This is a genomic window from Ensifer sp. ENS11 (assembly GCF_014851895.1).
Lineage (GTDB): Bacteria > Pseudomonadota > Alphaproteobacteria > Rhizobiales > Rhizobiaceae > Ensifer > Ensifer canadensis.
Window position 1 is genome coordinate 131586 of record NZ_JACVAN010000005.1, and the last position, 22388, is coordinate 153973.

General features: G+C 58.9%; 16 protein-coding genes. 5 read left to right on the forward strand and 11 right to left on the reverse strand.

The window, feature by feature from the left end; all coding sequences use genetic code 11:
• Window positions 1-24: 24 nt before the first annotated feature.
• The gene (locus IB264_RS11930) at window positions 25-231 is read right to left on the reverse strand and encodes a hypothetical protein (protein WP_128090348.1); all 207 of its coding nucleotides are present in this window, start codon (window positions 229-231) and stop codon (window positions 25-27) included.
• Window positions 232-527: 296 nt separating this feature from the next.
• On the opposite strand from IB264_RS11930, the gene IB264_RS11935 reads away from it, so the two are divergent.
• The gene (locus IB264_RS11935; RefSeq protein ID WP_225906216.1) at window positions 528-977 is read left to right on the forward strand and encodes a group III truncated hemoglobin; all 450 of its coding nucleotides are present in this window, start codon (window positions 528-530) and stop codon (window positions 975-977) included.
• A gap of 104 nt (window positions 978-1081) precedes the next feature.
• Here the strand turns inward: IB264_RS11935 and IB264_RS11940 are convergent, their stop codons facing one another.
• From IB264_RS11940 to IB264_RS11950, 3 genes are all read right to left on the reverse strand, one after another.
• A complete protein-coding gene (locus IB264_RS11940; protein WP_082557400.1) occupies window positions 1082-3283 on the reverse strand; it encodes a tetratricopeptide repeat protein in 2202 nt (733 codons plus the stop codon).
• 367 nt (window positions 3284-3650) lie between these two features.
• Window positions 3651-4664, reverse strand: coding sequence for an HAD family phosphatase (locus IB264_RS11945; protein WP_057216761.1), 1014 nt, complete (start codon window positions 4662-4664; stop codon window positions 3651-3653).
• Between the two features lie 85 nt (window positions 4665-4749).
• On the reverse strand, window positions 4750-6414 hold the full coding sequence (locus tag IB264_RS11950) for an arylsulfatase (RefSeq protein WP_057207015.1): 1665 nt from the start codon (window positions 6412-6414) through the stop codon (window positions 4750-4752).
• A gap of 336 nt (window positions 6415-6750) precedes the next feature.
• On the opposite strand from IB264_RS11950, the gene IB264_RS11955 reads away from it, so the two are divergent.
• The 4 genes from IB264_RS11955 (at window position 6751) to IB264_RS11970 (ending at window position 11458) form a co-directional block, all read left to right on the forward strand.
• The gene (locus IB264_RS11955) at window positions 6751-8634 is read left to right on the forward strand and encodes a HAMP domain-containing sensor histidine kinase (protein ID WP_057216758.1); all 1884 of its coding nucleotides are present in this window, start codon (window positions 6751-6753) and stop codon (window positions 8632-8634) included.
• 3 nt (window positions 8635-8637) lie between these two features.
• Window positions 8638-9270: a response regulator transcription factor gene (locus tag IB264_RS11960; RefSeq protein WP_057216756.1), complete on the forward strand. Its 633-nt coding sequence runs from the start codon at window positions 8638-8640 to the stop codon at window positions 9268-9270.
• 73 nt (window positions 9271-9343) lie between these two features.
• Complete coding sequence (locus IB264_RS11965) at window positions 9344-9748, forward strand: response regulator transcription factor (RefSeq protein WP_057216750.1); 405 nt, start codon at window positions 9344-9346, stop codon at window positions 9746-9748.
• Entirely contained in the window at window positions 9749-11458 is a 1710-nt protein-coding gene (locus tag IB264_RS11970; RefSeq protein ID WP_225906215.1) for an arylsulfatase, read from the forward strand.
• Window positions 11459-11611: 153 nt separating this feature from the next.
• Here IB264_RS11970 and fabI read toward each other — a convergent pair whose 3' ends face one another.
• The 7 genes from fabI to IB264_RS12005 form a co-directional block, all read right to left on the reverse strand.
• Window positions 11612-12397 carry an enoyl-ACP reductase FabI gene (fabI, locus tag IB264_RS11975; protein ID WP_057221141.1) on the reverse strand — a complete coding sequence of 262 codons (786 nt, stop codon included), beginning with the start codon at window positions 12395-12397 and terminating at the stop codon, window positions 11612-11614.
• Window positions 12398-12540: 143 nt separating this feature from the next.
• Window positions 12541-13719 carry an acetate/propionate family kinase gene (locus IB264_RS11980; RefSeq protein ID WP_057216742.1) on the reverse strand — a complete coding sequence of 393 codons (1179 nt, stop codon included), beginning with the start codon at window positions 13717-13719 and terminating at the stop codon, window positions 12541-12543.
• A gap of 3 nt (window positions 13720-13722) precedes the next feature.
• Window positions 13723-14673, reverse strand: coding sequence for a phosphate acetyltransferase (locus tag IB264_RS11985; RefSeq protein WP_309141649.1), 951 nt, complete (start codon window positions 14671-14673; stop codon window positions 13723-13725).
• Window positions 14674-14689: 16 nt separating this feature from the next.
• Window positions 14690-16933: a DUF3141 domain-containing protein gene (locus IB264_RS11990; protein WP_192433393.1), complete on the reverse strand. Its 2244-nt coding sequence runs from the start codon at window positions 16931-16933 to the stop codon at window positions 14690-14692.
• A 255-nt stretch (window positions 16934-17188) separates the two neighbouring features.
• Window positions 17189-18148: a DUF2950 domain-containing protein gene (locus IB264_RS11995; RefSeq protein WP_025430439.1), complete on the reverse strand. Its 960-nt coding sequence runs from the start codon at window positions 18146-18148 to the stop codon at window positions 17189-17191.
• A gap of 21 nt (window positions 18149-18169) precedes the next feature.
• On the reverse strand, window positions 18170-19555 hold the full coding sequence (locus tag IB264_RS12000; protein ID WP_057216734.1) for a DUF3300 domain-containing protein: 1386 nt from the start codon (window positions 19553-19555) through the stop codon (window positions 18170-18172).
• A gap of 965 nt (window positions 19556-20520) precedes the next feature.
• Window positions 20521-22218 (reverse strand): SulP family inorganic anion transporter, encoded by a 1698-nt coding sequence (locus IB264_RS12005; protein ID WP_192433395.1) that lies wholly within the window; start codon window positions 22216-22218, stop codon window positions 20521-20523.
• Window positions 22219-22388: the final 170 nt, after the last annotated feature.

Genomic DNA, 22388 nt, shown 5'->3' on the forward strand with positions numbered 1-22388 from the left:
TAGCGATGATCTCAATGGCCACCCTCAAACGAGTGTCGTCGAGGTCGACAGGCGCGCGTCCGGCATGGTTCTCGCCCGTTCCGAGCGGTCGCGTATTCTCTCGAGGCGGTGCGCCAGAAGATCGAGTAACTGCCCGGCCTCAGCATTATACCCCGGCATGCAGGCGAACCACTCGGCGACCTCGATCGTGCAATCGCACAATGTCTCATCCCTCATCCCAAACTCGATCATGTCCTGCATCTCCGCCTAGTCCGTGAAGACGGTTTCTCCACGCGAGCTCGTCCACGTCCTTGGTAGGCGCAAAGCGGTGGAGCCTCTTTGCGCTGACGCAAGCGATCATCGTTCGACCACCCGAACGGCCTATGTCAGGACGACACCATGCCGCATGGCCGCGGATTTACAGCGCCGACCTCGTGGCCTACTGCATGTTTCCTTAAATCCTATTCGATTTAAGGATAAAACATGCAGCCATTCAAAGTGCTACAACGACCTTTGCGCGCCTAATAAGACGCGCGGCGCTGTAGGGAATGGTGAACCACAAAGCATCGGTGAAGACCATGTGTGCGACACTGCTTCCAGCCAGCATGTCCGAAGAACTGATAAGGGCGGTCGTTCACGACTTCTACGGCCGCATCCGCCACGATCCCATGCTCGGGCCGATCTTCAACGCCCGCATTGGCGAACATTGGGATCTGCACCTTTCAACGCTGGTCGACTTCTGGTCGTCGATAGCCCTGAAAACGGGACACTATGGCGGGAAGCCCCATGTCGCCCACCAGGGTCTCGATCTTGTTCCCGAGCATTTCAATCACTGGCTGGAAATTTTCGAAGGGACTGTCGGCAAACATTGCAAGGGCGAGGCCGCTGCCTTCTTTCTCGACCGAGCGAGGCGCATCGCCGACAGCCTGCAGATTGGCCTGAACATCGGACCGCATGCCATCAAGCTGCCGCTAGCCCACACCACCGGGCAGGTTTAGAGAGCAAGCTGCCAATCCGCGACCAATCCAAGCCTGGCCGGCATCCCGTCACGTCGTAAGAAGGCTAGCGCACGATCCGACCGCCACGAATGCAAACTCAGAGTTTATCGACCATGCTCAACTGCATCCTTTAATTGCCTGATGAGTTCTGCAATCTGTAAATTGTCCGGCTGCAGACGGGCCAAGGCCTGTGCAAATTGGAGCGTATCGGCATAACGGCGGAGTTTGAGACCGATCTGAATTGCCGTGCCGAGCAGACTGGCGTCCGTTGCTCCGCTTAAGGCAGCAGCATCGAAGAGCGCAAACGCCTGCTCCGTTCGCCCGACTGAATCCAGGGCAATCGCCGCTGTCGTCCTGTATCTGGAATTGACGGGATCCAGGCGAACGGCCGCGTTCAGTTCTTCTGTCGCCTCCTCCATTGCCTTCTGACGCACAAGCGACAAGCCATGCCCGTAGCGAAGGTCGGCTCGATCCGGATCGGTTGCCACGGCTTCAGCGTAGGTCTGTTCGGATTTCTCGCCCTCCCCTGTTGCGCGGTAGAGTTCGGCGAGGTTGATGCGCGCGCCCGCAAGGGTTGGATCGAGATGGATCGCCTGACGGAGCGCCTTCTCCGCTTCCTCTGGACGTCCTTGTTCAAGCAGAAACGTTCCATAACTGCTTTGTGTCTCGGCAACGTGCGCGTTCGCTTGAACATACGTTTTCAAATCGGCCACCGCACGGTCGAAATCACGACGTCGATCACCGAGCAAGTCCAGCGACTGCGTGCTTCCTAGTGCCCTGGCAGCAGCCACCCGCACTGCGCGTACGTCGTCGCTGACAAGTCCGCCGATGGCATCAAGCCGATACTCCCGCGGCAGGTTGGCAGCAGCCTCGGCTGCCCCCAGACGCACCAGCGGATCGGGGCTCTCCGCCGCCGCCTTCACGTCTGCGGCGACGTCAGCTCCAGCGAGCCTGCTCATCTCGGCAATGGCGCTTCCTGTGACTATTCCAGCTTGTTTTTCGTCCCCGACGAATGCCCGCAAGGCCTCGATCGAGGCAGCGTCGTTTTTCGCCGCGGCGGCGAACGCATGTGCGATCGTCGGGCGCTTGCGCCAGCCTGCACCAAACCAAGTATCCAGGGTCTCCGATGCCCACTTGTTCGACCTACCGTCGTGGCACGACGTACAGGCGTTCGGCGTTCCGTACATGTCGGAAAGGTCTGGGCGCGGAATCACGAAAGAATGGTCACGCCGACGATCGACCTTCATGTATGTCCGCTCGGGCATATGGCAGTTGGCGCAGAGCGCGCCAGCGGAGCCTTCCGGATGATGCGTATGGGCTGGAGTGTCGAAAGCGCCGCCCGGATCGGTGCTGGCAAAGCGCTTTGGCGCATCCTGGGTGTGGCATTGGGTGCATAGCGCGTTTCCAACGGCCTTGACGCTGCCCTCATGCGGACGGTGGCAGTCGAAACACGTCACACCTGCTCTTGCCATCTTGCTCTGCTGGAACGATCCGTATTCGAAGACCTCATCCAGAATCTGTCCGTCCGGAAAGTAGAGATCGCTACGCAGCAACGCCGGGGAAAAATTGTCGAGAAAGGAGCCTCCCGGCTGATAGCCATCGACAAGCCGGGCGCGCCGCGCGTGGCAGGCGAAGCAAGTGTTCGCATCGACCTTCGACAGGCCGAGGCCCGCAATTGCTGCCGTTTGAGCATTCCCGACCTTGGCTCTCGCCCATTCGACATGTTTTGCACCGCCGCCGTGGCAGGACTGGCAGCCGATGCTGGTCGCGACATAGGATGATTGATACTCGTCCGTCTGCGGCTGGAAGTTGGTCTGGGGATCGGTGGAATGACAGTCGATGCAGGTGCGGTTCCATCGATAGAACGGGCCTGTCCAGTGAAACGTCGAGCCAGGTTTCGCCGAGGAGCCTTCGCCGAGCCAGAACCATTTTTGCTTTTGCGTGTCCCAGGCGATGTCGAGAGCCTGCAGCTTGCCACCCCCAATATCGACCAGGTACTGCTGCAGAGGCTCGTAGGCAAACGTGTACTTCACCTCGAAGTCCGCCGGTTTGCCGTCAGGCCCTTCGGTGCTAACGAAGAAGCGGCCATCCCGGCGGGAAAAAACTGCCTTGACGCTGTTCCATTCGAACTGGGTATTGTTGAAATCGGCGAGCACCGTCTTCTCGTTGGCAAGAGCCATCGCCTTTGCATGGTGGGATTTCGCGAATGCGGCGGCTTGACCAGCGTGGCAGGAAGCACACGCCTTCTCATCTACGAAGCTATCGTGAATTTCGATCTGCGGGTCCGCGGCAGGCGGCACAGCCATTTCCGCCGTAGCGGCGGCGGCGAACACCGATAATCCGCAAGTCAGCAGTGCCGTCCGAGAAACAGCCGCTAGACAGAATGCAATCTTCAATCTCACGCCTCCCACTACTCCAAAAATGATCAGGACGCACGGAGCGGCGCAGCCGAAGCATCGGCAAAGGAACGAACCGAGGTAGCCTTGGTCAGCGATGCTTGGCACGTTTCTCGGGACCAATTGCTCTTCTGTTTACTGGAATAGGCTTCCGGCTAGTAGAAGGGAGGAAGGGGGAGACGACACAGCCTATCAAACCCGCGATGCGATTGATCCTCATTGTGATTTCTCCTCCCCATTGGAAATATCGGCGATGCCGCGTGCGAAACGCTCGGCTTCATTTCGCGGGAAAGATCTGCTTCCAGTCTGCCTTCATGTCGACCACCGTCCAATTGTTGTCGGCCGCGGCATCCAGTGCCTTGTCGAGGCGGCCGAACGGGCTGTCGCGGTCATATGCGTATTCGCGCTCCGCATCGGTATGATGGACGATCAGGCCGAAGCGAGTGGTCGTGCCGCCCAACGTGGTCCATTGGAGCATTTCGAGGTCGCCGTCAGAATTTCCGAAGGCGGCGATCGGCCGGCGGCCAATAAACTGGTTGATCGCAACAGGCTTGCCGGCCTTGTCATCGATAAAGTCGATCTGTGGCAGGCGAAACAAGGTCGACACGCCCTCACGCATCTCGAACTGCGTTTTGATGGTCGACCCGATGACTTGCTCAGGTGGGACCCCGTAGACCTGCTCGGCCCAGGGGCGAATGAACTCCACGCCTCCACCGGAGACGATGAACGTCTTGAAGCCGTTTTCACGCAGATAGGCGAGCAGTTCGAGCATTGGCTGATAGACCAGCTCGGTATAGGGTTTATTGAACCTCGGTTGGCGCGCCGTGGCGATCCAGTCGGAGGCGATCTTCTGGAATTCCTCCGTTGTCATCCCGCTATGGGTCGCCAGGACCAACTCCACAAGTCCCTTTTCTCCCGTTGCGGCAAGGGCTTTCATGTCGTTGTCGAGCACGGCCTTGAACGGCTGCGTGTCCTTCCATTCCGGGTGGGTGGCAGCTTCCGTCTTGACACGATCAAGTGCGAAGGCGAGTTGCACGTACATCGGCTGCTCGGTCCACAGTGTGCCGTCATTGTCAAAGACCGCGATGCGTTCGACCTCGGGCACATAACCAGGCGTATCTTCCGCGGTTACCCTGTCCACAAAGGCAACGATGGCCGCCTTGGCCCCGGTGTTGTTCCACGAGGGCAATGGATCTGTCTGGGCGAGCACGGATGTCGTGACAAACAGGCAGGCTGCCATGCCGAGCAGCACGGTGCGGGTGAATTTAAAGAAAATACATGTTGCAATCATCAGAGCCTCCGTCGACTAACTGTGTGCAATCTCAGACCGTTAAAGAAACGGCGGCCCCCGAACGAACGGAGCCGCCGCGCCAAGGTCAGTTGCCGGTTGGCATCGGAATACTAACACCCTCCTTCGCCAAGGAGTCCCGCACCCATTGGAAACGCTCATAGTTTGAAAGCGTAATCGGGCCCGTATATCCCATGCTCTGCAGCTTGCGTGGAGGATATTTCACGTATGTCGCCATGATCTTCTTCAGTTCTTCCCCCATGACAACGCCCATCCAAGTCCGCTCAGTGAAGTTGTTCATGAAGATATCGTAGCGTTCCTGAGGGTCCTGCCAAAGGTCAAACACCTGAGGTACGGTGGCCACGTATTTCTCCGCGCCCTTCCATCCAAGGTTTGAGTCAACGGCCAGTCCGCCGGTCTGGGCTCCATCGTCGCCGCGAAGATTGAACGCGAACTTGTAGTTGTTTACGCGGATTGCGCCGGGTGAAAGTTCGTTCTCCGTGAAGTAGAACCAGGATTTGCGTGGCGATGGGCCGCTACCCGTCAGGACCGGTGTCATATCGTAGCTGTCGAAAATGATTGGCTTGTCTTCACGATCATTTTCGGGCAGTGGGACACCGCCGACCGAAGCGAACGTCGCCATGAGATCGAGACCGCCGATGAGTTCGTGGTTCCTGGTATCGGGCTTGATCTTGCCCGGCCAAACTGCGATTGCGGGAACACGATTTCCACCCTCGCGCAATGTGCCCTTGGTGCCGCGAAACGGAGTGTATCCCGCGTCCGGATAGACGTCTTGCCAAGCGCCGTTGTCGGTTGTGTAGAACACCAGCGTGTTCCGGTCCATTCCGGTTTCGCGCAGCTTGTCCATGATCCGGCCGATACGGGTGTCGAGCTCCACGACCGAGTCGGCATATTTCGACTTGGACATCGATTTGTGCTCGAACTCCGGTGCCGGCATGTTCGGCTGATGCACCTTCATGAAGTTGACATTGATGAAGAACGGCTCATCCGGCTTCTTTGCAGCCTCATCGAGGAATTCGATGGCCGCTTTCTCGACATAGCCGTCGAAGAACGGAATGCCGACAACGCCTTCCTTGCCGTCGATCACCGGAGTATCGACATACTGGCCGTTGATCTTGAAGTCTTCCTTCGCCTCGCCGCCGGCCTTGCCCGAAAGCGCGCCTTTCGTCACCTTCTGGAACATAGCCCGCAGTGCCGGGTCCATGTCAGGGAACCAGGTCGGATCCGCATAGGTATAGGCGTTGAGATGGTAAAGGCCGACATATTTCATCTCGTCATAGCCCTGGGCGATCGGAAGCGCATAGTCCGCCTCGCCGAGATGCCACTTTCCGGTGAAGTACGTATGATAGCCGCCGCGCTTCAGCACTGACGCCAGCGTCCACTCCGCTGCCGGCAGACCACCACCCTGCCCCTGGAAAGCCACGGTCGTCATGCCGCTCCGGTTCGGAATGCGCCCGGTCTGCATTGCAGCCCGGCCTGGCGTGCAGCTCGGCTGGGCATAGAAGGAGAAGAAGGTCATGCCTTCATCGGCCAGCTTGTCGATGTTCGGCGTCGGCATGCCGCGTCCTTGGCCGCCGCCATAGGGGCCCAGATCGCCATAGCCCGTGTCGTCGGAAACGATAAAGAGAATGTTGGGTTTTGACGGCGACTGGGCTTGCACTTGGGATGCGGCCCCAACGAGAAATGTCGAAGCCGCCAAGGCTCCGACAGAGCACATGAAGCGAAAATTCATATTGACTACTCCTCCGAAGGCTTGGGCGGATCGGGTTCACCAAACGCACGAGTTCTGATGCGTTTAAGGGGATCCGCCGCCTGTCCTTGCTGTATCGAAACGAAGCAAATTGAAGCAATGCTGTAGCCTGAACGCCCTCGATCGAGGGCCTCTCGTCTGGATGCCTGTGGCCAGCGCGAGGCCACCCACGACGGTGAAACTATCGGACGTCTTGCGGCGGGGATATTGTACCATCGGGCAAAACCGCACTTCGTTAGCTTGCGCTTGAATTCTAAAGCTCTGGTTGTATTAGCAAGTTCGCCTTGGTAGATTGCGCCTATCTGTCGGGGGAAAGTCATGGGCGTTCTGGGTAACCGGACCAGGCAATCGCACTGGCTGATCAGGGGTGTGGTTCCGGGCCTGTGTGCATTCCTGGCGACTGCGTCAGCGGCGACGGCCGGTCAGGCAGTTGTTGACAGTGTGCCGCGTGTGCTGGTGCTCTATCCTTATGACGAGCGGATCGCGGCGACCACCGCAGCCGGGGAGGCCGTCAGGTCGCGGCTTCTCGACGCAACCAAAGGCCGGATCGATCTTTTCTCCGAATTTCTCGACCTTTCGCGATTTCCTGAGCCGAAGCACATGCGCCGTATGGCTGAATATCTTACGGCCAAGTACGGCGATCGCCGCCCTGACGTGGTGATTGCGCTCGGCGAGGAGTCGGCTCGGTTCATCTCTGCCAACCGCAAGGAAATCTCGGGCGATGCAAGGATAATCGTCGCGGGCTTCAGCAGTTCCGCTGCCGAAGCAATGGACTTGCCCAGCGACGTGATCGGAGCTTTCAGCGAATTTGACATCGTAAAGACCGCTGAGATGGCCCGCGGTCTCCAGCCTGATGCGCGGCATCTCTTCATAGTTGGAGGATCATCCGAATTCGACCGTTCATGGCTTGCTACCGCGCGAGCCGATCTTGCGGTTTTCTCAAGAACGTTTGAAACGACATACTTGGAAGACCTGACGATCGAAGAGTTCACCAAGCGAGCCGCCGAGCTACCTCCCGACAGCATTGTACTGGCGCTGACGATTTTCAAGGACGTTACCGGGCGCAATTTCGTTCCGCGCGAAGCGATCAAGCAAATATCGAAGACTGCCAGTGCGCCGATCTACGGCCCGTACCCGACCTACATCGACTATGGCATTGTTGGAGGCAACGTGGTCACGTTTGGGTCACTGGGCAAAACGGCGGCCGACCTTGCGCTCGATGCCATCGCTGGCAAGCCAATCTCCAGTCTCCGGTCGCCCCAAACATATGTCGCCGACGTGAGGCAGCTCCGACGCTGGGGGTTGTCGGAAAAGGATCTTCCTGCAGGCACGGTCCAGATGTTCAAAGAGCCCACTTTCTGGGAACAATACTGGTTCGCGACCGTCGTCGCCCTTGCCATTGTTGCTCTGCAAGGCACAGTCATTGCCGGACTTCTTGTCGAACGCCGTCGCCGCCAGGCGGCGGAGGTCGAATCGCGCCTCCGTCTGCTCGAAGTGGTTCACCTCAATCAATCCGCAACAGCCGGCGCGCTTTCAGCCTCAATCGCGCACGAGCTTAACCAGCCGCTGGGTGCAATCCGCAGCAACGCCGAGGCGGCGGAGGCAATTCTGATGTCCGAGAGGCCCGATCTCGAGCTGATCAAGCAGATCCTCATAGACATTCAAGACGACGATCAGCGTGCCCATGACGTCATTTCGCGGATGCGAGGCCTACTTAAGAAGCGAGGAGAGATCGACTGGCAGGAGTTCGACCTCAATGAGGTCATCACAAGTGCGATCAGGATTCTCCGCGGCGAAGCCGAGCAGAGGGGCGTCGTCGTGAGTTCCAATTGGGCCCGGCGGGAACTGCCGGTCCGAGCCGACCGGGTCCACGTCCAGCAGATCATTCTCAATCTGGCAACCAATGCAATGGATGCAATGCTCGACGTGGTCGCGACCGAGCGGAGGCTTATGCTTGAGACAACACTGACGAAGGATTCCAAGGTCGAGCTGTCGATTTCGGACACCGGTCGTGGAATACCAAACGAACAGCTCGCCAGCATTTTCGAGCCGTTCTATACTACAAAGCCCTCCGGAACGGGGCTTGGCCTTTCCATCGTGCGCGCAATAGTCGAAACCTACGGCGGCACGATCTGGGCCGCCAACCGCCCAGAAGGCGGAGCAGTTTTCCGAGTTTTACTGCCTCTCGCGCAAACTGGATGAACCATGGAACCAATCGTTCACATCGTCGATGATGATCGATCCTTCCGCACCGCAGTCGGGCGGCTGCTTTCGGCATCCGGGTACCGCGTGTCTCTCTATGAATCAGGCGATCAGTTTCTGGCGCAGTTTCCGCATGACGAACCTGGCTGTGTCCTCCTTGACCTTGATTTACCTGGGCTGAGCGGTCTGGAGCTACAGAACAGGGTCACTGAGCGAGCGCCGCTTCTGCCTGTCGTGTTTCTCACGGGACGTGGCAACGTCAAAGCCAGCGTTCAGGCGATGAAAGCGGGCGCCGAGGATTTCTTGGAAAAGCCGGCGCCCAGGGGGGCACTGCTGGAGGCCGTCGAGCGGGCGTTGCGCCGGTGCGAGACGCAGCGTGTCGAGCAGGATCGTATCCAAGCCCTTAGGGCGCGCATTGCGCACCTGACACCACGTGAGTTCGAGGTTTTCGGCTTCATCGTCCGCGGCAAGCTCAACAAGCAGATCGCTCATGCTCTCGGCACATCCGAACGGACGGTCAAGGCGCACCGCCACAACGTCATGGAAAAGCTTGAAGCCCGGTCCCTGGCCGAGACCGTGTCGATCGCCGAGAGATTGCGCCTTTTCGATCCAGCCTCGGATGCGCTCCCACGATAACTTGGAACGCGGCGCTTCACCAAAGGTCAATAGCCAGCCTCCAATGTTGGTCCTACGTTCGTCGTGATCGGGGCTGCTCCTGTTCTTGGCTCCAGAAAGGCCTCAAGTGGAAAGCCCACAACGCACAGTGGCCGTTGTCGAGAACGACGCAAGCGTGCGCCGGAGCGTCGTGCGACTGTTGAACGCAAATGGTTTTGCAACCGAAGCATTTGCATCTGCCGAGGCCTTTTTAAGCCATGCCGACGCAAGTCAGTTTGGCTGTATCGTCCTCGATATTCATTTGGGTGGCATTTCAGGCATCGAACTATGGCACCGCTTAAAGGCATCGGGCAGCGAACTCCCGGTTATCTTCATCACCGCCGTTGAGGATGAGGCGCTTCACGTGGAGGCGGTCAAGGCGGGCTGCATCGCGTATCTACGCAAGCCGTTCCCCGCCGCCTTGTTGATCAATGCTGTCGACAGGGCATTGGGGCTTTGAATGCATTGCGATCCCGCTTCCCCGAAGGACAATAGGCAGGGTTCTGTTTTTGGCGCACAAACGAAACAGCGGATCGGGAGGCCAGCGGGCGATCATTTTGGAGCGGCGAGCAGACGCAGCGGTATTGAAAGATGTTCCCGTCCGCAGCAGGAGCACCCGGCGTCCGCCTGCCCGGATTTGGAAACAGTGGAGAGACGCAGCATGACTTGGCTCAAACTGTGGCCGTGGACGCGCGACGCACTTGCGATCGGAGCGTCTCTCATTGCTCAATCGTTGTTTGTCGGAGCGGCATTTGCGCAGCAATCGACGCCAAACATCCTGTTCATTCTGGCTGATAACATCGGCTATGGCGACATTGGCGCCTATGGCGGCGGGGAGCTGCGCGGCTCACCGACGCCGCGCATCGACCAACTTGCTGCGGAAGGGCTGCGGCTGACGCAGTTCCTAGTCGAGCCGTCTTGTACGCCATCGCGCGCCGCGTTGATGACAGGACGCTACTCCATACGGTCCGGGCTTTCGTTGGTGGCGGTGGCTGGCACATCTATCTCGCTGCCAGCCGACGAGATTACCATGGCAGAGATGCTACGCGACGCCGGCTACGCCACGGCGATCTTCGGCAAGTGGCACCTTGGCGGACAAATCTACAGTCAGCCGCAGAACCAGGGCTTCGACGAATTTTATGGAATCCCGCCCAGCGACACCTGGGACGCGTTCGGCATGATCCGCCAAGGTCTCCAGACCAAGTCCGTCGACATCTCGCTCGAAAATGGACCGCACATCGTTGAAGCTAAACGTGGAGAGCCGCTAACGCTGGTCAAACCCTACACGGAGGAAGTGCGTCGCGGGATCGACTGGGAACTGGTGGACCACGGCATCGATTTCATGACGCGCCAAAAGGCAGCAGGAAAGGCGTTCTTCCTGTATTTGCCGATCTCTCGCACGCACTTTCCCAATCTGCCTTCGAAGCGTTTCGAGGGAGCTTCACGCATCGGCCAGTTCGGGGACTCGCTGATGGAGGGCGATGCAATCGTCGGCACAGTACTCGATGCATTGAAAGCGCTTGGCCTTGAGGAAAACACGATTGTCGTTTTCGCATCCGACAATGGGCCAGACGGCCCTGGAGCGAGCCGGTTCGGCGCTGACATGCCCGACATGGGAACGACGGGCCCCTATCGTGGCGCGCTGGGCGATGTCAGCGAGGGCGCGATCCGCACCGCCGCCGTGATCCGCTGGCCGCAAATGATCAAGCCGCGCTCCTCCTATGCGATGTTCTCAATCATGGATTTCTTCCCGACCTTCGCACGTCTTGCCGGCGGCAAGGTCCCCAGCGATCGGCCAATCGACGGAATCGACCAAAGCGACCTGCTGCTCGGCAAGAATGACACCGGACGGCGAGAGCATCTGCTGACCTTCGTCGGGTCTGATCTCGTCTCCGTCCGCTGGAAGCAATTCCGGGCGTATTTCGTCGACGTAGGGCCTGGCCGCAGCGGCCCTGGCGGCATGATGCCAATGGGGGGAGTGGGATCCAGCGCCGCGCCGATGAATGGTTACCCAAAGGTGTTCAACGTCGAGTCGGACCCGCAGGAAGAGCACAATATCGGCGAAATGTACAACTGGGTTCTTGGGCCATTGCTGAAGGCAGTGGAGGAATACAAGACAACTCTGGTGCGGTCACCCAACCCGCCCGGTGCGAACATGACGAAGTTCTGAAAGCGCTGGCCGTCAGAGCCGAAGAAAGCTCAGCTTGAGCTGCCAATAACGACCGGAACCGGAATAACTATCCCCCGGCAACCCGCACCGCTTTGTTAAGGAGGCGCACCCGAAGCAAACACGCGGTACATACCCCACCTGCTCTCGGCTCGATCAATCAATGATGTGATAGCCGCCATCGACATAGAGCACCTGCCCTGTCATCAGGCGCGCGGCATCGTGGGCAAGAAAGGCGGTGGCGACACCTACGTCGTCAATACTGACGAGTTCGCGGGCTGGAGACTTCCGGATGGTCTTTTCCAGTAGTTCGTCGAATTCCGGAATGCCCGACGCAGCACGCGTCGCTACCGCTCCCGGCGAAATCGCGTGGACGCGAATTCCCTTCGGCCCGAGTTCTGCGGCAAGGTATCGAACAGCACTTTCGAGTGCCGCCTTCGCCACACCCATGATGTTGTAGTTCTCGACGACCATCTGCGAACCGTAATAGGTCATCGTGAACAGTGTGCCTCCGTTTTTCATCAACGGTTCGGCGAGGCGAGCCATGTGGATAAAAGACCAGCAAGAGATATCCATGGTCGTGAGAAAACCATCGCGCGGCACGTCGACGACCCGACCACCGAGCGTGTCCTTTGGCGAAAAGGCAATTGAGTGGACGACGAAATCGAGCTCACCCCAGGTCCTTTCAATCCGATCGAACACAGCTTCGATTTGCCCGGGAATGGCCAGATCCACCGGCATCAAGATCGACGCCCCGACCTCACGCGCGAGAGGCTCCACATAGGGCTTGGCCTTATCGTTCAGATAGGTGACGGCCAGCTCGGCACCAAAGGCGCGAAAGGCCCGCGCGCAACCCCATGCAATGGAACGATCGTTCGCGATACCGACAATCAGCCCCTTTTTCCCTTTGAGAAGCTCCGCTTTGACGACCGGGCTGGACATTGATTGCTGCTCCTGTGAGATCTGGTTTCAGGGCGTACTGCATGTTTCCTTAAATCGTATTCGATCTAAGGATAAAACATGCAGCCACTCAAAGTGCTACAGCGACCTTGGCGCGTCTAATAAGACGCGCGGCGCTGTAGTGGTCAGGGCCTGGTGATAAGCGCATGAACGTGGCGCGCGATCATCAACTCCTCATCCGTCGGCAAGACATAGAGCGCTACGCGGCTCGTCTGCGTCGATATACGGGTTTTACCCGCGTTGTTTGCTGCGTCATCAAGCTCAACCCCGAGCCAAGAAAGGCGCTCACTGATACGCGCGCGAATTGGCGCCGAATTCTCACCAACCCCGCCCGTGAAGACGAACGCGTCGAGACCTTCGAGGGCGGCGGCAAGCATGCCCACGCTGAGCGCGCAACGATGGACGAAATGATCGATCGCGAACGCGGCGCGCGGATCATCGCTAGCCAGAAGATCACGCATATCGCCGGAGATGCCTGAAAGACCTTTGAGACCAGACGCACGGTAAAGAAGATCTGTAACCTCTCCCGTTGTCATTCCTTTCTGATCGATCAAGTAGAGCACGACGCCCGGATCCATCTGCCCTGGCCTGGTGCCCATCGGCACACCATCAAGTGCTGTAAAGCCCATCGTCGTCTCGACGCTGCGCCCTGCCTTCATTGCGCACATGGAAGCGCCGCTGCCGAGATGAGCAACCACGACCCTTCCCTGGCCGACATCGGGCGCTAGGTTGCCGATCCGGTCTGCGATGTACTCGTAGGACAACCCGTGGAAGCCATATCTTCGTACACCTTCCTCGTAGAAAGCCATCGGCAAGGCGTAGCAGTCCGTATGAGGAGCATGGCCGCGGTGGAAAGCCGTGTCGAAACAGGCGACCTGCGGAACCAGCGGATTAATCTCCATGGCAAGCCGGATCGGCGCGAGGTTGTTCGGCTGATGCAAAGGTGCAAGTTCTTGGAACGTGGCGAGCTTATCGAGGATGTCGTGATCGAGCAGGATCGGTTGCGCATAGTTGGGTCCGCCATGGACGACGCGATGGCCAATAGCCCGCAGAACGAAGCCATCGAGCGATCGCAGCCAGTCACCTGCTTCAGCGATGGCAGCGGGCAGATCGCCCATCGCGGCCTGCTCGTAACTGCGATCGACGAGGACCTCGCCCGAAGCGGTCGCCGCACGCAAGCGGGGCCGCGCCCCGATCCCGTCGATCTGACCACGGATGCGCCGCTCCAACTCTTTGCCCACGATCTCGAAAATCTGGAACTTGAGGCTGGATGAGCCGGCGTTGACGACAAGGATCGCGTCCACGCTTCAAGCCGCCACTTGTGTAGAGCGACGGCGGGCCGTCGCGTAAAGGGTCGCAACTGCGCATGATGCCAGGCGACTGCGCACTGTGTCTGCCCGCGAGGTAAGAATAATGGGCACGCGCGCACCAAGCACGATCCCCGCGGCGTCCGCATGGGCGAGAAACGTCAGATTCTTGGCAAGCATGTTGCCGGCTTCAAGATCTGGCACGACGATGATCTGCGCCCTGCCGGCCACGGGCGAGTTGAGCCCTTTGATACGCGCGGCCTCCGGGCTTATCGCGTTGTCGAACGCAAGCGGGCCGTCGAGCAGGCCGCCGGTGATCTGACCGCGATCTGCCATCTTGCACAATGCCGCGGCATCAAGGGTCGAAGGGATCTTGGTCGTCACTGTCTCGACTGCTGACACGATCGCGACGCGGGGTTCGCCGAGGCCAATGGTGACCCAGAGGTCGATCGCGTTCTGCACGATGTCGCGTTTGACATCGAGGTCGGGAAAAATGTTGATCGCCGCATCGGTGATGAACAGCGTGTCCGCGTGACCAGGAACGTCCATCACGAACACATGGCTGATGCGGCGTTCCGTTCTAAGACCGGTGGCAGAAGCGGTTACTTCCCGCATCAATTCGTCGGTGTGCAGGCTACCCTTCATCAAGAGCTCGCCTTTCCCCTCCCGAATGAGTGCCACGGCTTTCGCCGCTGCGGCGTGGCTGTGTGGCGCATCGATAATCTCGTATCCCTTGAGATCAAGGTCGGCTTCGGCTGCGACTTTGCGGAGCTTCGCCTCGGGTCCGATCAGGATCGGAACAATCAGCCTGTGCTGGGCTGCTTCCAACGCACCACGTAGCGAGGTCTCGTCACAGGGATGCGCTACGATGGTGATTGCAGGAGGAACCTCTTGTGCAGCCGCAATCAGGCGGTCGTATTTTGATGGCTCCAGAGTTGTCGCGCTAGAAATAGCCACTGGTAATCTCCTACAATCTTGATCGCACGGCGCCGCGGCTGCGCGCGGCAGGTCTAACAGCCATCGGCGTCGGCTTGACGCCCACGCGCCCCTTATCCAGGCTGAAAAGCTCGGTCACGTAGGCAAAGCGCTCCGCCGCAGCTTCCGTCAACGCGCCGGAGGCCTCGAGCACGCCCCGCAGGCTCTGCAAGGCGGCCTGACGCTGTTCAAGCTCGTTCGGCAGCATCGCTGGAATGGCTGCGAGCGCTGCCGCCTCATCGACAAGCAGGATGTAGTATTGATCCCGAACCAGCGCCTTGAACTCCGAAAGGTTCAGTTGCCGAGCATCTCGATGGCCACGCCGAAGCACGCGAATGGCCTGAAACCCGCGTTCGTCGGCCCCGCCACGGGCCATCCCCACGAACAGCAGCGATCGAACGAGAGCCTCCAGGAGACCGCCAACGGATATTCTTTCCTTCAACGCCGCAGTGCGAGCTTCGACAAGCGCGTTGATCAGCTTGCTCTTCGGCGCCTTACGTGGTGGCAGATTTGACTTTGGATCGACGCCAAGGGCGGCCTGAAGCGCAGACGAGCCATAGATCGCACCGAAGGTTTGCTCGGCCAGCCGTTCCGTCATTTTACGCCAGGACTCCAGCCCTTCGACGATTTGGCCGGAAACCTGCTCTTGGAGGGCGCTGAAGGGATTGTCCGTCCATGTGGGGCGACGGTCGGCGCGAACGCGCTCTGCTGCCTGGGGAACCCAGTCGAGAAAAGGATTGGAGGGGCCGAAAATCTCGTAACCCAGGCGGAGGGGGTGAAGTCGTCGCATTGTCTCTGCCGATGAAGGGGTCACGGCAGCGCGCACCCAAGGTTGGGCAAACGCACGGTAAAGTGCAAGATTGACCTCCGAAAGCTGAGCCGCCGCCGCAAATCGCTTCTCATCGTCAAGATCGTTACCGCCGAGAGCACGAATATCGTCGAGGGTCCGTGCCTCGCAACGCATGATCCACTCCCCGGTGACCAGTTCCGGATGATCGAGCGCATCTGCTTTCGGCTCGAGAACCGCTTCATAAAGGCCAGGTGGCAGCACATCGATCAGATCGATGTTTGACGCGAATTCATCATGCTCCTTACGAGCAACCCCGGCGGAGACAAAAATCCCCAGATGGCCGACGCTTTCGTGGACGACATAGACAATCGTCTGGCCAAGCGCGCGAATTTCATCGACGCTGTCGTAAATGTCGAGAATCCAGTCGAGGGCCTGCTGAGGTGGTGTTATGTTGTCCCCCTTGGAGCAGAAGACCACGATCGGCGAACGGATCGTGCGAAGGTCGATGGCCATGCCATCAGATGTGCGGATCTCCCCTGCTGCAAGCTTGTTGCCGACGAACAGGTCATCGACGATGAACTGCATCTCATCCGCCGTCAAAGTGACGTGCCCGCCCCACCAACGCTCAAAGCCGAGATAGCGTTCGGCTTCCGTATCCACCTTTGCGTAGAGATTATACTGCTTGGTCCACAGAGTATTGGCTGGGTTCTGGTTCTCGAAATTCTGGACAAGCCAGGCGCCGTCGAATTTTCCCGCGCCAAGATCGCTGACCAATGCTGTCAGCCAACTCCCACCGAGAAGTCCTCCCGAGTAACGCATCGGGTTTTGCCCGCGGACACCTGCCCAATAGGCAAGTGGTGAGCCGGCGATAATGATAGGCCCGAAAAGCTCGGGCCTGAGCGCGGCCAGCATCATCACAGCCCATCCCGCCTGACAGTTGCCGATGACGCAGGGTTTGCCATCCGCTTCCGGGTGGCGGGACATGACGATCTCCAGGAACTGCGCTTCCGCGTGCAGGACCTTCTCGATTGTCTGTCCGGGCATTGGTTCCGGCAGGAAACCGACAAAATAACAGGCATGACCGGCCTTCATGGCCACGCCGATTTCGCTGTCGGCCTTGAAGCCACCGATGCCTGGTCCATGTCCTGCCCGTGGGTCCACAACGATGAATGGCCTCTTGACGGGATCGATCGCGCAGTCGGCGGGAGGTATGATGCGCACGAGAGCGTAGTTGACCGGCTCTTTCAGGGTCCTGCCGTCCAGGATGAGCTCGGCTTCATAGTCCAGCACATGGGGCGCGCTGCGTGCAGCGTGTTCCTCATATTGCTCGCCGCGCCTGCGCATTACATCAAGGAACAGGACCCACCGTTGCCATGCATCCACGGAGTACTCCGTCAATGCATTGCCAGACATGGGTGAGGCCGGAAGACTGGAAAGCTTGGACATCGCGCCCACTCCGTTAGACGGTTCAAGGGACTAGTTCTTGATGCTGCCAATAACGACTGCCTGCTGTCGTGACCGATGCCCAGCGAGGCTCACGCGCTAGGGCGAGGTTTTCGTGCAGTTAGAAGAAATTGCAGCATACCGCTCGATCGTGTCACTGGTGTAACCTTATAGGGCCACCATCCGTTAGCAACGTTGATTTCGATCAAACGGCCGCCTATGCGACAGACCGGGAGAATATCCTCGCGTTTCTGGTAACTAATCCAGGACGACACTCCACTTGTCATCCGGATTGAAGCGGTCGATAAACGGCACGATCGCTTCGGTGCTCGTACCCAAATCCGCTTCATAGACAATGCCCTGTTGGTTGACGACGAAAGTCTTCACACCGGTTTCAGCATATTTCACCGGCCAGGCGATCAACCCGAAGCCTCCTATCATATTGTCATTGATGATGAAGTCGTATTTCCCGCCGGCAATATTATCGCCTTGTGACGTCAGAATGCGGAAGCGATAGCCGAAATAACCCTCTCCAGCCTTCGCCTTCTCCAGAGCTGCTTCGCTGATCTCGTCGCCGACCGGGCTCTCACCATCGCCCTGCTCGGCCGGCCAGTACAATCCATCGGTCTGGCCTGGGCTGCTGATCAGCTTCTGGGCATATTCGAGCACGCCGTCGGCGTCGCGGTCCTGCGAGGCATAATCCTTCTGTGCTTCGACATAGGCGCGCACGGTCTCTATCGCCTCAAGTTCGTTCTCCCCGACGCGGCGGTTCACGATCTCCTCAAGCCCGACATAGGTGTCGAAAGCCCACTTGCCGTCCCGACCCTTTGTGATCGGAAACGGCAGCGGCCAGAGCCGATCACCGATTTCGAGAATCTTGCTTTCGCCGAGGTCGCGCACCACGACATTGCGTGCCACACCTTCGCGAATAAGCGCGAAGGTTTCCATCGTCCCTTCGCCCGTTTTCAGCTTTGCGGCGTCAAGGCCCAGAAGCTTTGCAAGACCATCGAGGTCGTTGGCGGCGAGCGCCGACTTGAACATTTCCACCGCCTTGGCCGGGTCGTCGAACAGCGGCGGATCCTCCGCCGCGGCATAGTTCTCGATGTCGCCGGCGTCTGGTACCGCCTGAGCACGGGCCCCGTCGACAGCGAGCGGAAATGCAGCAACGGAGAAGGAAATGGCCGATGCCAGAAGAAGAGTCTGAGAAAGCTTGCTCATGATCGTGCTCCTGTCGCTCCGTTAACGCCTGCCACCGCCACGGCCGCCACCGCCACCGCCACGGCCCCCGCCACCCGATGGCCTTCCACCGCCACTTCTCATCTGAGGCCGCCCGCCGCCGCGATGACCGCCGCCCATACTCTGTCCGCCACGCTTCGAAGAGGCGACCTCGCGACGACCCGAGTTGACGTTGCCGAGGCCGGACGGCTTCTTGGGCCGGTTCTGTGCCTTTGCGGCCATCTTCTTCTTGCCGGCGGGTCGGTTTACCTGCGAGGGCTTGTTGCCTTTGGGCCTGTTCACGCTGGGCTTCGAGCCGCCTGGCCTGGCCTTCGCTACCGCCTGACCGCCGCCTGGGCGTGCCGCTGGTCGCTGCTGCGCCTTCAGCCCATCGAGCGTGCTCTTGCGCACGTCGTTGAGCTGACCGCCACCTGCACCGCCCGGTCGCGCCTGCGGCCGGTCGCGATTGATCTCGGCGGCGCGGTTACGAATGTTGTTGTTGCCGTTGGCCTTGATGTTGTTCTTGATGTTGGTGCGATCAAACTTCTGCAACTGATTGCGGTCGAAGTTGATCTTGCTGCGATCGACATTCTTCCAGTCGACGTCGTTCCATTTCATCTTGCCGTCGAAGTCGATGTTGTTGAAACAGTTATTGCAATCGACATCGATGTCGCCGCCCCAATTGCCACCCCAGACGCCCCAGTCATCCCAGTCGACGATGGCCGCGAAGGCCGCGCCGGTGACTGCTCCGGCGAAAAAGGCGGCGCCCGGGTACCAATAGGCAGGATAGGGGTCGTCATAATAGCCGATCGGTACCGGCGCATAATCGGGCTGGTAGAGCATTTCCGGCGCATACTGCGGCACATAGATCGTTTCGGGATTTGCCGACTGGATGATGACGTTGTCACCCTCCTCGACGACTTTAATCTTGTCGTCGGTCTTGATTATATCCTTAGCAACGGCTTCGTCACGCAGCTGCTGTATCGCTATGAGAACATCTTTCTGTTGGTTGGCGATCGCCTCGCCGAAGCTTTGCGTCCACTCGAGGTCGGTGCTCATCATCTTGACGATCTCGGGATAGTTGAGCAGCGAAACGATGCTGCCGTCCCAGCTTTCCTTCGGCTTCAGATCGCGATTTTTTGAACTCTCCTGAAGAAAACGTTCGGCCTCGACCACCTGCAAAGGATAGAGCGATGCAGCGGAGATGAGCGCGACCAACTCGTCGGGATAAAGCGCGATCCGGGCAACGAGGATCTCGAGCTCATCGTCGCTCAGCGGTTCTGGAGCCGCCTCCGCCGGCGTGGAAGGCGCTGTGGCGGTCTGCTGGGCCAGCACAACTCCAGAGGGCACAAGCATCGACAAAACGATCGCCGTCGCGCGGAAAAACGTAAACACCCGCTCAATCGCCATTTCTTCCTCCAAAAGAGGCTGGAAGGCCTCTTGCTCAAAACACTTGCGGGCGCAGGATCAACGCCCCCGTTTCTGAACCGGGTCCCGATCGAGCACTTGAAGCTGTCGTCCCCATAACGGATGCTGTGGCGAGGCAATGTTGCGCGCACCCCAGAATCCGAACTTGATAGAGCGTTTCAACACTAGAGTAGACACACGCCAATGAGCTCGTGTGCCCATTTATATAGCTGCGATTTCTGTCGGCGTCCTTCGCCGTCATTACCAGAACAGTTGTCTGCCAAAGATAAAGGACAGGTATGTGAGCCTTGCGGTAGAATAAACTAGCACAGAGATCAGAATAGTCCATTTTCAATTCATTGCGTTCAGTTTTTTCCACTCACTGGCTTTTGATTGCCGCCTAGCGTTCGCTGGTCCGTCCGAAGTAAGGACCGCAAAGACACCGCCACGCCATCTGTCAGGGCGGCGGGTCGCCCCGATTGTTTTTGCTCCGGCGTCGTTTTGTGATGGCGAGCCTTGCTGGGCGAGCGACACAACAATCGACCTCACCCGATTGATCGACTTCTTCTTGGCGTTCGAGCAACGCCGCAATACATTTCGCGGCTTCTCCGATGAAATTTGGCCTATTATTTGCGTAGCGCAGTTAACTTCCCTGAAAACTGTTGTGTAGATTTGCAAATACGGTACGAATGCACCCTGAAAATGTTGATTTGCGCATCATACAAATAAGTCTTAACGTATTGTTCGAAACCTCAGTGTGGAGGAGGACGACTTTGCCTAATATCTCCCTGGTTATCGCAATGCTGGCGCTTATGGCGATCTCGGGCTGTGCAACGAGTGGAGGAGGCAATACCACCTACGCTCAATGGCAGGGTTCTTACCCCGATCCAAGCTTCGCCGCGATCCGGTCAGGCGGCGTCAATCCGGGGTATTAACGATGTCGTTGAATGGCGAGGAGCCGTAGCCTTCTAGGCTGCGGTCTTGGCGTTGCCAGCTTCGAAAGCGGCGATCGCGTCCTCCAGGTCGTCGAAGATCATGCCGTTGCCGATCTTGTCGATGACGCCCGAGCGCAGCAAGGTTTCTCGAGGTTCGCTATGGAGCTCGACAATGCCGAACTTCAAGCCGCGCCCCTCGACGAAATCCCGCAGATCATCGAGCATCGCCGCTGCGGTGCTGTCGATCTGCGCTGCCGCGCCAGCATCAAAAATGAACCATCGCGTATCGGCAGGCAGGTTCTTGACGATCTCTTCCACGCGGCCGCGCACATGGTCGGCATTGAAAAACAGCAGACTGCCTTGCAGAAGATAGATGGCAACGCCAGGGATCGGTCTTACGTCCTTGTAGCGATGCAGCTTGTAGAAGCCTTCGCGTCCGGGAATGCGGCCAAGAAGCGCATCGCGCGGCTTCAGCCCCTTCATCAGGATGTAGAGCAACGTCGCTCCGATAGCGAAAATCACGCCATGCAGCACCCCAAGTGTCAACACGCCGGCGATGCTGATGAGCGCGAAGACGAATTCGATCGGGCTGATGCGCCACAATTCTCGTAGAGCGCGCAGATCGATAAGGCCGATGGCTGCAGACGCCAGGATGGCGCCGAGCGCGGGGGTCGGCAGCAAGGACAGAGCGCCGGTGAGAAACAGCACCGTCAACGCCAGGGCGATAGCCGAGATAATACCGGCCAGTTGAGTCTTGCCGCCCATGGAATCATTTATAGCCGTGCGCGAATCCGATGCCGTGACGGCAAAGCCCCCGAACAACCCGGAGGCGATGTTTGCTGCGCCGAAGCCCAGCAGTTCTCGGTTGGCGTCGACCGGATATTTGTTCTTCGCACCGAAACTGCGAGCCGTCACGATGCCCGCTCCGAAACTGACGATCAACACGGCAACAGCGCCCAAGAAGAGATCGCCGAGCGAGACCCCGGTGGTGATAGGTAGCATCGGCGTCGGCAGGCGCGACGGGATCTCGCCGACCACACGAATGCCCGCGGCGGAAAAATTGAAGGCGGCCGACATGGCCGTTGCAATCGCCACGGCCACCAGAGGTCCAGGAATGCCGGGTCGCCAGGCGTTGAGCAAACGCAGGAGGATGAAAAGGCCAACGCCGAGGGTGAGCGACGGCCAATGAATCTGGTCGGCCTTGTCCAACAGTTCCATGATCGGTCGAAGCACGCCTTCGCTTTCGATCTTCACGCCCGTCAGGCGCCCGATCTGGCCTATCAGGATCGATAGGGAGATACCGGTCATGAAGCCCGTGAGGATCGGTCGCGATAGAAAGTTTGCGATGAAGCCTAGCCGTAAAGCATTGGCGGCAAAGCACAGACCACCGACGATGACGGCGATTGCTGCGGTCGCGACGAGCCGATCTTCTGCGGTCGGAAGATTGAGCGACAATAGCACGGCGGCCAGCACCGTAACCGTTCCGGCGTCTGGGCCGACGATGAGTTGTCGCGAAGATCCGAGGAGAGCGTAGCCCAGAAGCGGCAATATGCTGGAATAAAGGCCCACCTCCGGCGGCAACCCGGCAATGGCCGGATAGGCGATGGCGCTCGGCAACCCGACCGCTGCAATCGCTAGACCCGACGTCAGATCATAGCGAAGCCACTCGGCGCGGTACTCTTTCAAACTCGCGATTAACGGCAAGGTCGGCATGGCCCAATTATACCTCATGATCGGATCTTCGCCATCGCTCATGGCAGGGCCTGCAGCAACCATCGGACCCGCTGCATCGCCCAACCCATTTCGCCCAGTCTCCTTCCATCGTCGACTGGTGCCATACCGCACGGCAAACACCTCCGAAGGACTCGTGCCCGTGCGGCAGCTTCCTATCGTCAGCCTCA